Origin of the sequence: Aureibaculum sp. 2308TA14-22, from assembly GCF_040538665.1 — a bacterium.
GTDB lineage: Bacteria > Bacteroidota > Bacteroidia > Flavobacteriales > Flavobacteriaceae > Aureibaculum.
In genome coordinates this window covers 3,076,318-3,092,338 of record NZ_JBEWXT010000001.1, presented here as the reverse complement: position 1 = coordinate 3,092,338, position 16,021 = coordinate 3,076,318, and the positions used below count along the sequence as shown (strand labels likewise).

Annotated in this window: 12 protein-coding genes and 1 tRNA gene; 11 read left to right on the top strand and 2 right to left on the bottom strand. The window is 32.7% G+C overall.

The features are described 5' to 3' along the window. Nucleotides 1–88: 88 nt before the first annotated feature. Both U5A88_RS13845 and U5A88_RS13840 read right to left on the bottom strand, forming a co-directional pair. Entirely contained in the window at nt 89–1,426 is a 1,338-nt protein-coding gene (locus U5A88_RS13845) for a deoxyguanosinetriphosphate triphosphohydrolase (RefSeq protein ID WP_354207390.1), read from the bottom strand. A gap of 145 nt (nt 1,427–1,571) precedes the next feature. Further along, nucleotides 1,572–1,644: transfer RNA gene (locus U5A88_RS13840), tRNA-Phe, on the bottom strand. Between the two features lie 102 nt (nt 1,645–1,746). Between U5A88_RS13840 and U5A88_RS13835 the strand changes: the two genes are divergently transcribed. The 11 genes from U5A88_RS13835 to U5A88_RS13785 all read left to right on the top strand — a co-directional run bounded on the left by U5A88_RS13835 (nt 1,747) and on the right by U5A88_RS13785 (nt 16,015). After that, on the top strand, nt 1,747–2,466 hold the full coding sequence (locus U5A88_RS13835; protein WP_354207388.1) for a type III pantothenate kinase: 720 nt from the start codon (nt 1,747–1,749) through the stop codon (nt 2,464–2,466). Beyond that, complete coding sequence (locus U5A88_RS13830) at nt 2,463–3,731, top strand: hypothetical protein (RefSeq protein WP_354207386.1); 1,269 nt, start codon at nt 2,463–2,465, stop codon at nt 3,729–3,731. The genes U5A88_RS13835 and U5A88_RS13830 overlap by 4 nt, the downstream gene beginning before the upstream one ends. A gap of 45 nt (nt 3,732–3,776) precedes the next feature. Beyond that, a complete protein-coding gene (locus tag U5A88_RS13825; RefSeq protein WP_354207384.1) occupies nt 3,777–5,141 on the top strand; it encodes a hypothetical protein in 1,365 nt (454 codons plus the stop codon). A gap of 9 nt (nt 5,142–5,150) precedes the next feature. After that, nucleotides 5,151–5,747, top strand: coding sequence for an LPS export ABC transporter periplasmic protein LptC (gene lptC / locus U5A88_RS13820; protein WP_354207382.1), 597 nt, complete (start codon nt 5,151–5,153; stop codon nt 5,745–5,747). A gap of 2 nt (nt 5,748–5,749) precedes the next feature. Continuing rightward, nucleotides 5,750–5,974 (top strand): hypothetical protein, encoded by a 225-nt coding sequence (locus tag U5A88_RS13815; RefSeq protein ID WP_354207380.1) that lies wholly within the window; start codon nt 5,750–5,752, stop codon nt 5,972–5,974. Continuing rightward, complete coding sequence (locus U5A88_RS13810) at nt 5,967–7,295, top strand: M24 family metallopeptidase (RefSeq protein ID WP_354207378.1); 1,329 nt, start codon at nt 5,967–5,969, stop codon at nt 7,293–7,295. Before U5A88_RS13815 ends, U5A88_RS13810 begins: the two co-directional genes overlap by 8 nt. 8 nt (nt 7,296–7,303) lie before the next feature. Next, nucleotides 7,304–8,563 carry a hemolysin family protein gene (locus U5A88_RS13805; RefSeq protein ID WP_354207376.1) on the top strand — a complete coding sequence of 420 codons (1,260 nt, stop codon included), beginning with the start codon at nt 7,304–7,306 and terminating at the stop codon, nt 8,561–8,563. Nucleotides 8,564–8,716: 153 nt separating this feature from the next. Beyond that, entirely contained in the window at nt 8,717–10,855 is a 2,139-nt protein-coding gene (locus U5A88_RS13800; RefSeq protein ID WP_354207374.1) for a peptidylprolyl isomerase, read from the top strand. Between the two features lie 137 nt (nt 10,856–10,992). Continuing rightward, the gene (locus U5A88_RS13795; protein ID WP_354207373.1) at nt 10,993–12,351 is read left to right on the top strand and encodes an OmpA family protein; all 1,359 of its coding nucleotides are present in this window, start codon (nt 10,993–10,995) and stop codon (nt 12,349–12,351) included. A gap of 92 nt (nt 12,352–12,443) precedes the next feature. Continuing rightward, entirely contained in the window at nt 12,444–15,176 is a 2,733-nt protein-coding gene (locus tag U5A88_RS13790) for a PD-(D/E)XK nuclease family protein (protein WP_354207372.1), read from the top strand. Then, nucleotides 15,173–16,015 carry an alpha/beta hydrolase family protein gene (locus tag U5A88_RS13785; protein ID WP_354207371.1) on the top strand — a complete coding sequence of 281 codons (843 nt, stop codon included), beginning with the start codon at nt 15,173–15,175 and terminating at the stop codon, nt 16,013–16,015. Before U5A88_RS13790 ends, U5A88_RS13785 begins: the two co-directional genes overlap by 4 nt. Nucleotides 16,016–16,021: the final 6 nt, after the last annotated feature.

The window sequence follows — 16,021 nt, the reverse complement described above, 5'->3', positions numbered from 1 at the left end:
GCTACAAAAAGAATAAGATCATTTGCTTTTTAATATCCAATGTGCGACCCAATATTCCTTCCCTTTGGGAAGGTTAGGATGGGCTTTTTTATATTTCCACACCTTTTATTTTTTTATGTAATAAAATAGCAGCCCCATCTGACATGCCCGCAATAAAGCCACAAACAGAAAGTATTCTATCATAAGTATTGTTGTTAGTGCTTTGATGCTTTTCAGGTACTAAATTTAGTATCAACTTATCATAACTGCTTGGTTGTTGATTAAAAGAGTTGTTTATGGCAGTAATAAAAACATCTAATAAGTCTGCCAATACTTTATAGCCAGAAATCTCTTTTTCAATAACTTCTTTACGTTGATATACATTTTTTACACTAATGTTAATAATATCATTGATTTGAGCCTGGTACTTACATTTTTCTAGTAAAGAAATTTGATACTCTCCTGCGAGTATTTCCGCTTCATTCTCTAAAAAAACAGTAGCAGCTTCATTGATTAAATTGCCAATCGTCAACGCACGTAAATAACTTATTCTGTCTTGTTTTGTAGTTAATTGGTGATATTTTTCGGTATTAATGGTATCTTTTACCAATTTTATCAAATACTCTAGAGCAAACTCTTCTTCTATCCACCCTAAATTGATGCCGTCTTCAAAATCAATAATTGTATAACAAATATCATCAGCAGCTTCAACTAAAAAAGCCAAAGGATGTCTTAAATAAGAAATGTCTTCCTTTCTGTTTTGTTTTAAGTTTAGACTTTTTACAACATCTAAAAAAGTAGCTCTATCTGATTGAAAAAAGCCATATTTTTTATCCACAATATTGGTTGTAGGTTTTTTTGGCAGCGATTCTTTGGGGTATTTCATAAAAGCACCTAGCGTAGCATATGATAATCGCAAACCTCCCTCAACACCTTTTCTTGACTCTGTTAAGATTTTGAAACCATTGGCATTGCCTTCAAAATCAATCAAATCTTGCCATTCTTTGTCGGATAGTTCGCTTTTATATTTTAAACCGTTACCAGATTTAAAATACTCCCCAATTGCTTTTTCGCCACTATGCCCAAAAGGCGGGTTGCCAATGTCGTGTGCCAAACAAGCACTTGCCACAATGGCTCCAAAATCGTTTATTTGATAGCCTAGTGCTTTTAAGTTTGGATATTTTTCCAATAGAGCCTTGCCAACTATTCTCCCTAAAGAACGCCCAACAACCGAAACTTCTAAACTATGTGTTAATCGAGTATGTACAAAATCGGTTTTAGAAAGGGGTATTACTTGTGTTTTATCCTGTAAACTTCGGAAAGAATCAGAGAAAATAATACGATCGTAATCAACCTCAAAACCTATTCTGGTTTCGTTCTGTGTTTTGCGTTCTCGTGGCTTTGTATCGCCATATTTTTTTAATGAGAGTAGTTGTTCCCAATTCATATTATTATATCTGATTTATATGTTGTGCAAGTTACATTTTTTAAGTCTAATTGAATCTTTTTGATAAGAATACAGGATGATATATTTTAATTAAACGGTCAAAAGTCTTAAAAACAAAAAACCCGAACTAAGTTCGGGTTTTTTGTGGTGCCTCCAGGGATCGAACCAGGGACACATGGATTTTCAGTCCATTGCTCTACCAACTGAGCTAAGGCACCATTGCTTTTAAAGCGGTTGCAAATATAAATTTTAATTTATTACTAATCAAAACAAAATCGTAAAAAATCTATTCGTACTTTTACAAGCCTTTATAATAAGATATGAATTTAATAATCGATATAGGCAATACCAGAACTAAAATAGCTGTTTTTGATGGAGATAATAGGGTGCGGAGTTTAATTTCAGAGTATAACAATATAAACTCCAACATTAAAAAATTAGTAAAGGAATATCCAATAAAAAATGTTATTAATGCTTCTGTATCCAATACGTTGTTAGACTTAGATCTTAATAAGTTTGACACCTATGTTGAATTAAACTATCAAACCAAAGTTCCATTTATAAATAAATACAAAACACCCAAAACTTTAGGTGTGGACCGAATTGCATTAGCAAGTGCAGCAGCTTACCAATATCCTAAAAAAAATGTTTTAATAATAGATGCTGGCACCTGTATCACTTACGATTTTATAAATGCTAAAAATGAATATTTAGGCGGTGCAATTTCGCCAGGGATAAATATAAGGTACAAATCACTCAATGAATTTACTGCTAATTTACCATTGTTAAAACAAGCTGATTATGAATTAATCGGGAATGATACAGAAAGCTCCATTCATTCTGGGGTTTTGAATGGATTTATTCAAGAAATAGATGGAGTTATAGAGCAATATAACCGTAAATACTCAAATTTAACAGTAGTTTTAACAGGAGGAGACACAAATTTCTTGGCTAAAAAGCTAAAAAGTAGCATATTTGCCACTCCAAATTTTTTATTGGAAGGACTTAACAGCATATTGATTTACAATCTAGACGAATGATTAAGAAACTTATAGGATTATTACTTGTCCTTTTATCTATTCAGGGCTTTGCTCAAAAAAACAATGCTTCACCTTATTCTTTTTTTGGTATTGGAGAAGAAAATGCTCAAAAAACTGTTGAAGAAATGAGTATGGGGCAAATTGGTGCAGCGTTTAATAGTTATTACCAATTGACCTTTACTAACCCTGCAGCATTGGCGTATTTACAATTAACTAACTACACTATTGCAGGACAAAACAAGTCAATTCAAATAAACGATGGTACAAATAAAGGTTCGGCATCAACGGCATCGTTGTCTTATTTTGCATTGGGTATACCCCTTGGAACCAAAGCAGGTTTTTCTTTTGGTTTACAGCCAAATACTACCGTTGGCTATTCGTTAACTGAAGAATTTAAAGATGCTGAAGGTGAATTAACCGAGATAAATGCTTTTAACGGTAAAGGCGGTACAAACAGGGTTTTTCTGGGGTTTGGTTACAGTTTACATAAAAATTTCAGCCTTGGTTTAGAAGCGGCTTATGTTTTCGGAAGTATCGAGAATACATTGCTCAACAGAAGGGATGGCGTACAATTAGCAACAATGCATAAATCGAATTCTAGGTTAAATGGGTTTACGGCTAAAGCGGGGTTACAGTACAATACTAAAGTTTCAGACAAACTGATGTTAAAAAGCGGAGCAGTTTTTCATTTAAAAAACAGCCTCTCTAATGATGGTGATGAAGTCTTGTTTACATTAGTAAATACAAACAATGGATCAATTAGCCCTAGAGACACATTGGTTAATAAATCTTTTAGCGGTGAGGTAAAAAAACCCTTAAATACTATTTTAAGTGTTGGTCTGGGTGAAGAAAACAGGTGGTATGCTGGTTTAGAATATAGTTTTCAAAACGCAATTGATTTTACCGATGGTGTGTTGGCAAATAACACAAGAGTAAGCTACGACAAAACAAATAGAGTATCGGTTGGCGGTTTTTATATTCCTAAAATAAACTCTATTTCAAGTTACTGGCAACGAATTACTTACAGAGCTGGTTTTAGTTACAAACAAACTGGTTTAATGGTAAATAATGATAAGGTTAACGATCTTGGCATGTCTTTTGGAGTAGGATTACCCATAGGCAAACAATTGTCAAATTTAAACCTCGGTTTTGAGTTTGGTAAAAGAGGAGAAACAAAAAATTCGCTTATTAAAGAAAATTATTTTAACTTTCGCCTCGGTTTAACACTAAATGATAGATGGTTTGTTAAGAGAACTATACAATAGTTAAAGCCTTAAAGTGGAATGTAAGATTAATTAATACCTTTTAAAATGAAAAGAATAATTACAAATTTGGTTTTAGGTTTATTACTGGTAACAGGGGTAAGCAATGTTTATGGACAAGATAAGTATGGGGCTGAACCCGATAAATGTAAACAAAATTTATCGCTATTTCATGAAAGTGTTAAGGCGGGCAATTATGACGGAGCTTATGAAAACTGGAAATGGTGTTACGATAACTGTCCAAAAGCTTCTCAGTACATTTATGCAGATGGCTTAAAGATAGCCGAAAACATGTATAAAAACGGTTCGGATAAAAGTGCTGCAAGTAAATTAATTGATGAAATTTATGCAAAGCGTATTAAGATCTTTCCTAAAAATTTAGGTAAAGTATATAGTGATTGGGCCATTTCGTTAAAAGAACGCAACGCATCCGAAGACGCAATATTTGAAAAATTGGAGGCTGCCTTTAAGGAAGACCCAACCGAGATGAGCATTAAAAACATAGCGGAATATTTTAAAATGGTAACTGAACGAAACAAGGATACCGATGCTCAAAAAGTGTTTGATACCTATGATGATGTTTTAGATGGTGTTAACGATAAAATGGATAAACTAACTGAAGAGTTGGACAAGTTGAACTTAAAAGATTCTTTAACAAGTAACTTAACAAAGAAAGAAAAATTAAAGCAAAAAAATAACGCTATTAATTTAAGAGGATTAGGTCAAGTAGAGCCAATATTAGATCAAACTCTTGGTGAAGTTGCAACCTGCGACAGGTTAATACCTTTATACAAGAAGAGTTTTGACGCAAACAAGACAGATCCTAAATGGTTAAAAAGAGCAGTATCTAGAATGTTTGCTAAAGAATGTACAGAAGATGATTTATATCCTAAAATGGTTGAAGCTTGGGTAACAATAGAGCCATCTTCTAAAGCATATATATTTTATGCAGGTATTTTAGAGGAGCGTGGCGAGACAAAAAAGTCTTTAGAATATAAGAATAAGGCTATAGATCTGGAAACAGATCCGTTTAAAAAAGCAAATTATTTGTTAGGTATAGCTTATCAATATAGAAATAGGAGTAAATCTACTGCCAGAGACTATGCGTATAGAGCTTTAAAAGTAAGACCAAGTTTGGGTAACGCTTATTTATTGATTGCAAGTCTGTACAGTAGTAGTGCTAATAGCTGTGGACAATCGGAATTTGAAAAAAGAATGGTTTATGTAGCCGCTGCAAACATGGCATCTAAAGCAAAAGCAGTTGATCCTGGAATTGCCACTAAAGCGAGTAGATCAATCAGGTCTTATTTAAAAAACGCCCCTTCAAAAAAATTGATTTTTAATGAAGGTAAAAAATCTGGAGACTCTCATAGGGTTGGTTGCTGGATTGGGACTACGGTTAGAATTCCGTAAATTTTACTGATGTTAAAATCAGATTTTCATAAAATTAAAATTTTTAGTGCTGCTATTTTTTTAGCAGCACTACTTTTTTCGTGCGGTAACGATATTAAAGAGGTACAAGATTTTTTGGCCGAAAAAAACTTGCCTATTGGTGTAGCCAATGATGTATATTTAATTCATACCGATTCCGGGCGGGTAAAAACAAAATTGATAACACCTTTAATGTACGATTTTGGCAACAGAACCGAACATCCCTATCAAGAATTTCCAGAAGGTATAGAAGTTACTAATTACGATCAATTAGGAGATTCTGTTACGTTGATGGGCAATTATGCAAAAACCTATACCAAAACTAAAATATCAGAAGTAAAAGGAGATGTGGTTGTGATAAATCATAAAGACAAAAGTAGATTATATACCGATCAGCTTTTTTGGGATCAGAATACACACTATATTTATACAGAAAAAGCCTTTAGATTGTACAGAAAGTTAGATACTTTAAAGGGTTCGGGCTTTGAATCAAATGAAGATTTAACTAAAGTTATTACTAGCAATCCAAGCGGGGTTGTTTATGTAAAGGAAGATAATGAGATAAAAACAGATACGATAAAAAAATAAAAATGAAAAATTTAAGACGCTTTTTTGAATATGGATATTTGGTCATTGGGGTCATTTTATTAGTAGATGGTATTTATAGGTTCAATCAGCCGGGAGAACGCAATAATTCCTATTTTTTATTGGCATTTGCTGTGTTAGCCGTGTTTATGTATTTTTTCAAACGGCATTTTAGAAGAAAGATTGAAGCGGGTCATTATAAAAAAAATAAAAATGAAACCAATGAATAGAATAATTGTAATGTTTCTGTTTATTAATCTGAGTTTTTTATGTACTTCAGAAGCTCAAATTTTGCCTTTACGCGATAGAGCCAATGCAGTAGATGAAATTTTAAAAGATAGGTTTGATAATTTGTTGCCTTCGTTAATGGATAAAACGGGAATTGATATGTGGATTCTCATTTCAAGAGAATATAACGAAGACCCTGTAATGCGAACCATGCTGCCTTCTACTTGGTTAAATGCCAGAAGGAGAACAGTACTGGTTTTTTATCGCGATAAAGAAAAAAACACCATTGAAAAATTGGCAGTTGCACGTTATAATGTTGGCGAAAATATTAAATCGGCCTGGAATAAAGAAGAACAGCCAGATCAATGGAAAGCCCTTTTTCAACTTATAAAAGATAGAAACCCAGCTAAAATCGGTTTAAACATGTCAACTCATTTTGGAATTGCAGATGGCTTGGTTAAAACGGATTACGATTGGTTTACAAAAGCATTACCTAAAACATATAAGGAAAAAATTGTTTCGGCAGAAAAATTGGCTATTGCTTGGATAGAAATACGTACCAAAAAAGAAATGAAAGTGTTTGAGTTTTTATCTAAACTTACGCATGATGTTATTGCTGAGACGTTTTCGTCCAAAGTAATTACTCCAGGCAAAACCACAACGGATGATGTGGTTTGGTTCTTACGTCAAAAAGTAAATGATTTAGGCTTAAAAACTTGGTTTCACCCTACAGTAGATATTCAACGCAATAACGAAAAGTTGGGTAGTCATATTACTTCTTTTTCTAAACGCCCTTCTGAAAATACCATTCAAAAAGGAGATTTGCTGCACTGTGATTTTGGTATTACCTATTTAAGATTAAATACCGACTGCCAACAACATGCTTATGTTTTAGAAGATGATGAAACTGAAGTTCCATATTTTTTAGTTAATGCTTTTAAAAAAGGGAATCAATTACAGGATATTTTTACTACTAATTTTATTGCTGGCAAAACAGGTAACGAAATATTATTAAAATCCTTAAAAGAAGCAAAAGAAGTAGGTTTGCGTCCTTCCATTTATACCCATCCGTTAGGGACTTATGGACATTCGGCTGGTCCAACAATAGGCATGTGGGATGCACAAGGAGGAGTTCCTGTTAAGGGAGATTACCCGTTATTTGAAAATACTGCCTTTGCCATAGAATTGAACACTACGGTTTATATTAAGGAATGGGCTAGAGATGTAAGAATTATGCTTGAAGAACCTGGGTTTTTTGGTAAAGACGGATTTAGATATATAGACCCTAGACAAGAAAGCATTCATATCATTAACACTAACTAAATTAAAATTTGGAAGGACAAATTATCATAATAATTATTTCAATTTTATTATCAGCTTTCTTTTCAGGGATGGAAATTGCCTTTGTTTCTGCCAATAAAATGCATATTGAGTTAGAAAAAAAGAAAGACACCTTTCTTTCAAGGGTGTTGACAAAATTAACTGAAAACCCTTCAAAATTTATTACTACCATGTTGGTGGGCAACAACATTGCCCTAGTAGTTTATGGGTATTTTATGGGCGAACTGTTAATGCCTTATTTAGAACCTTATTTATACAATGCCTTTGTAATTTTACTGGTTCAAACCCTAATTTCAACACTAATTATATTGGTCACGGCAGAGTTTTTGCCAAAAGCCATTTTTAGGGTTTATTCCAACGAAACACTAAAAATATTTGCCATACCGACTTATATTTTCTTTTTGCTATTTTATTTTATATCTAGTTTTATAATGATTATTTCTGATTTTGTACTTCGTATATTCTTCAACACTAAAGAGGATGATGTGCAATTGGCATTTACAAAATCTGAACTGGGTGACTATATTAATGAACAGCTGGAAATTTCTGATGAAGAGGTAGATTCTGAAATACAGATTTTTCAGAATGCCTTAGATTTTCATAATGTAAGAGCTAGAGATGCAATGATACCTAGAACGGATATAATTGCCATTGATGTAACCGATACCGTTAAAAATTTAAAAACCCTTTTTGTAGAAACAGGATTATCAAAAATAATTGTTTATAAGGAATCTTTAGATGATGTTATTGGCTATATACATGCTTTTGAATTGTTTAAAAACCCAAAAACGATACGTTCATTATTGCTTCCCATAGAAACTATGCCCGAAACAATGATGATAAACGATATTCTTAACGATCTTACCAAAAAGCAAAAAAGTGTAGCTATTGTTTTAGATGAATATGGTGGTACTTCTGGGCTGATAACCATTGAAGATATTATTGAAGAACTTTTTGGCGATATTGAAGACGAACATGATTCTGTAGAACTTTTAGAGGAAAAAATTAACGATAGGGAGTTTGAGCTTTCGGCTCGTTTAGAGGTGGATTACGTAAACGAAACATATAATTTGACCTTGCCTGAAGGAGATGCCTACGAAACCCTTGGTGGCTTAATTGTCGATGCGACAGAAAATATTCCACAGAAAGAGGAAATTATAGCAATTGATAATTTTCAATTCACTATTCTTGAGGTTTCTTCGTCTAAAATAGAACAAGTTTACCTTAAGGTGCTCTCTAAAGAAGATTAGTGATCTTACTTACACTAAATAATTTAGCTTTTTACTTCTCCAATCTTTTAATTTTTTTGTATTTTCGCGGACTGAATTTAAACTAAGCTTTGTTCTTTTAAATTCAGCACTTTAAGTAATAAAAATAGTAAATAAAATATATACATAATTAACATGGCAATTTTATCTAAAATTAGAGAGCGTTCATTATTCTTAATTATCATTATTGCATTAGCATTATTTTCCTTTGTGATTGGTGATGTATTTACCAGAGGAGGCTTTGGAGCTCAGTCAAACTCAATAGGAGAAATAAACGGAGAAAATATTAGCAGGGAAGAATTTGCTCAAATGGTTGAGCAACAAAAAGCGTTATCTGGCGGAAGAGGCAGCAATATGCAGAATGTGAATATGGCTTGGGAAGGTTTGATTCGTGAAAAAATTTACAAAGCCCAATTAGAAAAATCTGGTGTTGCTGTTGGTGAAAAAGATGTTTGGGATGAAATATTAAAACAGTCTTGGGTTAAAGATGGCCCTCAATTTAAAAATGAGGCAGGACTTTTTGACGAAGACAAATTCAAAGAACACATTGCTACCTTAAACGATGCTAAAGACGATGATGCACAGAGCAGACAAGCTTGGTTAAGTTGGTTAGATTATGAAAGAAATATTAAGAATAATTTAGAGTTAAGAACATATAATAACCTAGTTTCTGCTGGATTAGGTGCTACTTTTAAAGAAGGCGAACGTCACTACATGGCTAACAATACTAAGCTTGATTTAGAATATGTATATGTGCCCTATACTTATATTGCCGATAGTGCGGTTACGGTTACGGATAATGAAATAGAGCAATATGTAAAAAATCACCCTAATGATTATAAGGCTGAAGCTTCTCGCGATATTAGTTTTGTAAAATTTGACACAAAACCTTCGGCAGAAGACGAAGCTGCGGTTAAGGCTGAGGTTGAAAAAATAATTAATGACAGAGAGGAATATAGCTCAGCGGCTAAAACGAATGTGAAAATTGAAGGTTTAGCTACTACCCAAAATGTAGAAGAGTTTTTTAGAAATAACTCTTCTGATATTCCATTGGATAATAATTTTTATACCAAAACTAAAGTTCCTCCAGTTTTAAAAGATACTGTTTTTAAATTGAACATTGGTGATGTTTACGGTCCTTATAAAGATGGTAACTTTTTTAAAGTAACCAAATTAGTAGCAGTAAAACAAATGCCAGATTCGGTTAGAGCACGTCATATTTTAATTCCTTTTGTTGGTGCTACTAATGATCCGGCTATTACCGAGACTGAAGCTCAGGCCAAAGCAACTGCTGATAGTTTATTGACTATTGTTAAAAGAGATAAGTCTAAATTTGCAGACTTGGCCAAAACATTATCTTCTGACAAAGTTAGTGGAGCAAAAGGTGGCGATTTAGATTGGTTTGTATATCAAACTATGGTACCAGTGTTTAGAGATTTTACTTTTGAAAATAATGTTGGAGAAATGGGTGTGGTAAAATCGCAATATGGTTTTCATATTATTGAAATTCAAGAACAAAAAAACCTTCAAAAAAATGTAAAACTAGCAACATTTGCTAGAGAGATTCTTGCTTCTGACGAAACGGAAAGTGCAGTGTACCAAAAGGCGGAAACTTTTGCTTCGGCTGTAACAGACGGAAAAGACATGGAAGAGTTAGCTAAAGAACAAGGTTTGGCCGTGCAACCAGTTGTTGGTTTAAAAGCTATGGATGAGAGGGTTTCAAACCTGAATAATCAAAGACAAATTATTACTTGGGCTTTTGATCCAGAAAGTGAAGTTAATGAAATAAAACGTTTTGATGTTGAAGGTGGTTATGTAGTAGCTAAATTAACTACAAAGCATAAAAAAGGATTAAATATTGGTGCTGCTAAAGCAACACTTAGAACCAAATTACTTAATGAAAAAAAGAGCAATTTGATAAAAGAACAAATGAAAGGCGATAATCTACAAGATATTGCAAAAACATTTAATACCAATGTTCAATCTTCTAAAGCAGTATCATTGGGTAGCCCAACATTACCAGGAATTGGAAGAGCAGAGGAGATTGTGTCAACGTTAGTAGTACTAAAAGAAAACATACTTTATACCGATATTGATACCAAAAATGGTGTTTTTGCGGCTAAAATCACAAAAAAAGACAGTCCGCAACCGTTAGAAAATTATGCAGGATCAATTACAGCTGTTAAAAATGCTAACAGAGCTAAAAGTACTAAAGTTTACAGTATTTTAAAGAAGTTTGCAGATATAGAAGACAATAGAGCCACTTTTTACTAAGCGTTACAATATTAGCAAATAGTTAACGTTACATATCTCAATTATTAAAAAAACAACAAGAAAAAGTTAGATATATACTATATTTCGTATATTTGCAACAAATTTAAAAACAGAAACTATAATTTAAATTAATTAAAATGAAACACTTAAGAAAAGTTTTATTCGTAGTTGCACTTTTTGCTGGTTTCAGCATGAATGCACAAGACGAAAACAACCCTTGGTCTATTGACTTTGGTGCTAACGCGGTAGATTTTTATCCTACAAACTCTGGTTTACCAGGAACAGGAGGATGGTTTAGCGATTTTATTAATGTTGATGATCATTACAACATCATTCCATCTATTTCTAGACTTAGAGTTGGTAGATATTTAGGTAATGGTTTTTCTTTAGGTTTAGCAGGTTCGTTAAACAAAATTGAAAAAATGGGAGATATGTCTGCGAACGATTTATCTTACATTGGTGCAGATTTAGACATTAGATATGCATTTGTCAATGGCAAATGGTTTGACCCTTATGTTCATATCGGTGGTGGTTACCAGTTCATAGATGATAACAGTGCAGGTACTGTTAACGGTGGTCTTGGTGCTAATTTTTGGTTTAATGACTTTATCGGTCTTAATATACAAACCGCTTATAAACATTCATTTGATGAAGATAACGTAGCACCTCATTTCCAACATGCTGCTGGTTTAACTATTAGATTTGGCGGAAAAGATACTGATGGTGATGGTGTTTATGACAAGGATGATGAGTGTCCAGAAGTATTTGGTTTAGAAGCTTTCAATGGTTGTCCAGATACAGATGGAGATGGTATTAAGGATGCCGATGATGCTTGTCCAGAAGTTGCTGGTTTAGCCGCTTTAAACGGTTGTCCAGATGCTGATGGTGATGGTGTTGCTGATAAAGACGATCAATGTCCAAATGATGCTGGTACTGCTGCAAACAATGGTTGTCCAGATGCAGACGGTGATGGCGTATATGACAAAGACGATGAGTGTAAAGATGTAGCTGGTCCAAAAGAAAACAAAGGTTGTCCTTGGCCAGATACTGACGGTGATGGTGTATTTGATAAAGATGATAACTGTGTAAACGAAGCAGGTCCTGCTTCTAACCAAGGTTGTCCTGAAAAAGTTATTACTGTTGAAGCTAAAGCTAAATTAGATGAGTTTGCAAAAGCTATCTACTTTAACACAGGAAAATCTTCTTTCAGACCTGGTGTTGCTGAAAAATTAGATTTAATTGCTGATATTATGAAAGAATTCAAAGATTCTGACTTCAGCGTTGACGGTCATACTGATAGCTCAGGTTCTGATAAAATAAACCAAAAATTATCTGAAGAAAGAGCAAAAGCGGTATTAGACTACTTAGTAGGAAAAGGTATATCTTCTACAAGATTAAGTTCTAAAGGTTTTGGTGAAGCTAATCCTATTGCTAACAACAGAACAAGCAAAGGTAGAGCTCAAAACAGAAGAGTTGAAATTAACTTGAAGAACTAAGTTAATTAAATAATAAATGTTAAAGCCACGCTTTTAAGCGTGGCTTTTTTTATTGAACTCATTTTGTAAATTTGTTATTAAATATTCAGCTAATGCAAAGCTTTTTAAATCGGGTTGTAACCGATGTACTTTCTAAGAATAGCAACAGTACAGAACTTACTTTTGTATTGCCCAGTAAAAGAGCGGGAATATTTTTAAAAAACACGCTAAAATCTAAATTAAAAAAAACTACAATACTGCCGAAAATAATAAGTATTGAGGAGTTTATTGAGGAGCTGTCTAGAGTTAATTCAATTGACAACACAAACTTGTTATTTGAATTTTATACTATTTATAAAAAAGTAATAGAAAAGGACAAAGCTGAAAGCTTTGAAAACTTTGTCAAATGGGCTCCATTATTACTTCAAGATTTTAATGAGATTGATAGACATTTAGTTGACGCTAATTATCTATTCTCTTACCTCACGGACATTAAAAGATTAGAAACATTATTAAAAGGAGAGCAAAAGACAGATTTAATTTTAAATCAAGTAAAGTTTTACGAAAATTTTGAAAGCTATTATAATACACTTTATGGTTATTTACTCGAAAAAAAGGTAGGATATCAAGGCTTACAATACAGAGAAGCTGTTGAAAACATAGAATGGTACATTAACAACACACCCGATAAGATAGTTTTGGTTGGTTTTAATGCTTTAAATAAAGCCGAAGAAACCATTTTCAAGAGTTTACTAGATAATAACTTAGCTACAATCTATTGGGACATAGATAAGTTTTTTGTAGAAAATAACCCGCAAGTCTCTAATTTTATAGATAAATATAAGACCAAATGGAATTATTTTATAACAAACGGTTTCAACTGGTTTTCTGATGAGTTTACATCAAAAAAGAAGATTAAGATTATTGGCACGCCAAAAGATATTTCGCAAATAAAATATGCTGGCGAAATTTTAAAAGAAATTGCCAATACAACTACTAATTTTTCAGATACAGCTTTGGTTTTGGCAGAAGAGTCCATGCTCGGAGCTTCTTTAAATTCATTACCAACAGATGTAGAGCGTGTTAATATTACCATGGGGTATGAGCTTAAAAATATTCCTTTGAGTACTGTTTTTGAGTATCTGCTTAAACTTCAAATGCATCATAAAAAAGGAGCATTTTATTATAAAGAAGTATTGGCATTATTAAATCATCCGCAGGTAAAATCTTTTTTTAATAACCCAGCAATTATTGATGATTTACTATATAAAATTGCTGCTAATAATTTTACTTACCTAACCAAATCGAGTTTAATAAGGTTGGCTGATAATAATTCAGAGTTCAACAAGCTTTCTTTTTTATTCGACAACTGGGAAAATAACGCTAATACTGCTATAAAAAACTGCATTAAATATATTGAACTTGTAAAGAAAAAAAGAAATCTTAACAAACTTGAAAGAGAATACCTGTTTCGTTTTTACACCATTTTTCAGCAATTGCTAAACCTTAACCAAAAGTTTGGACATATTACAGATATTAAAACGCTTAGTGTGTTTTATAACCAGATGCTTAAAATGGAAAAATTATCCTTTAAAGGAGAACCTTTATCAGGTTTGCAAATTATGGGAGTGTTGGAAACCCGTGTACTTGATTTTAAAAATATAATCATCACATCAGTAAACGAAGGGATTTTACCTGCTGGGAAATCAGATAATTCTTTTATTCCTTTTGATATTAAAAGAGAGGTGGGATTGCCTACTTACAAAGAAAAAGACGCCATTTTTGCCTATCACTTTTTTAGATTGATTCAACGTGCGGAAAATATATATGTTATTTATAACACTGAAGCAGATAGTTATGGTTCGGGTGAGCAAAGCCGCTTTTTAACACAATTGGAAATCTTAAAAAAAAATGAAGTTGAAAAGATTGTGGTAAGCCCAAATGTGGTTAAAACCAATATTGATTTTAAAGAAATTTCAAAAAAAGAATTTGTCGATAAAGAATTAAAAGGCTTGGCTGAAAAAGGATTTTCAGCATCAACACTTACTAAATATATTCTAAATCCATTAGAATTCTACAACCAAAAAATTCTTAAAATCAGAGAAATTGAAGAGGTTGAAGAGACTATAGCTGCAAATACATTGGGAACTATTATTCATAAAACATTAGAAGCTCTCTACGAGCCTTATATTAATGAAATTTTAACCGAAGACACATTGCTTCAAATGAAGTCTAAAGTTTCTTCAGAGGTTCGCAAATGGTTTAAAGAAGTGTATAACAGCGGTAATATTTCTAAAGGTAAAAACTTATTGGTGTATAATGTGGCACAACAATTTGTAACTAATTTTTTAAATCAAGAATTAAGATTGATTAAAGATGGGAATGTCTTGAAAATTTTAGCTTTAGAAAAGAAATTAACTTTAAAAATTAAAGTTGAGAGTTTAAACTTTCCAGTTCAACTGGTTGGTGAAGCAGATAGGATTGACGAACTTAACGGAACAACCAGAATCATAGATTACAAAACAGGAAAAGTGGAGCAAAAAGAATTGAATATTAAAGATTGGTCTTTAATAACAAAAGATTATAAAAAGCACAATAAAAGTTTTCAAGTGCTTTTTTATGCTCTGTTGTTTTCAGAATCATTAGGGTTAAACATAGATAAACAACCTTTAGAAAGCGGAATTGTATCATTCAAAAATTTAAAAGTAGGGTTTTTAAAAATAAATAAAGCTACAGTAACTCAAGAAGATATTGACTTTTTTAAGACCGAATTAAAACAATTATTAGTAGAAATATTTGACCCAACTATTCCAATACTAGAAAAAGAATCACCATTTACAACATGATAATTAAACGAAACATTCAACTACAAGGGAAACACCAAAAACCCATTTTAACAGATGTGTTTTATATTGAAAATAACCAACCCAAACCTGTTGTAATTTTTGCACACGGTTATAAAGGTTTTAAAGATTGGGGCTGTTGGGATTTGGTGGCAGAAAATTTCGCCAAAAATGGTATTTTCTTTATCAAGTTTAATTTTTCGCATAATGGAGGTACTGTAAAACAACCGATTGATTTTCCCGATTTGGAAGCTTTTGGACAAAATAATTTTATAAAAGAACTTGATGATTTAGAAGCTATTATTGATTGGATTTCGGAAGGAAGCGAATATAAAAATGAAGTTGACTCAACAAACATTACCTTAATAGGTCATTCTAGAGGTGGAGGCATTGTTACTATCAAAGCCAGCGAAGACAACCGCATAAGTAAAGTTATTACCTGGGCTGGTGTTTCTGATTATGGAGCTAGATTCCCACAAGGTGAAATTTTGAAATTGTGGAAAAAACATGGTGTTTCGTATATTGAGAATTCCAGAACCAAGCAACAACTACCACATTATTATCAGTTCTATGAAAATTTTGTAGCAAATAAGAACAGATTGCATATTAAAACTGCCGTAGAAAACTTGAAAATTCCCTATTTGATAATTCATGGTACAGATGATGAAACTGTGAAATTGAATGAAGCAAAAAATTTGCATTTTTGGTCTAAAAGCAGTGAACTTTATACCATAAAAAATGCAAATCACACTTTTGGAGGGAAACATCCTTGGGAAGAAAAAAAGTTACCACCGCACCTTTTCGAAATCGTTGAAAAATCAGGCGTTTTTGTAGGGTTTTAGCATATA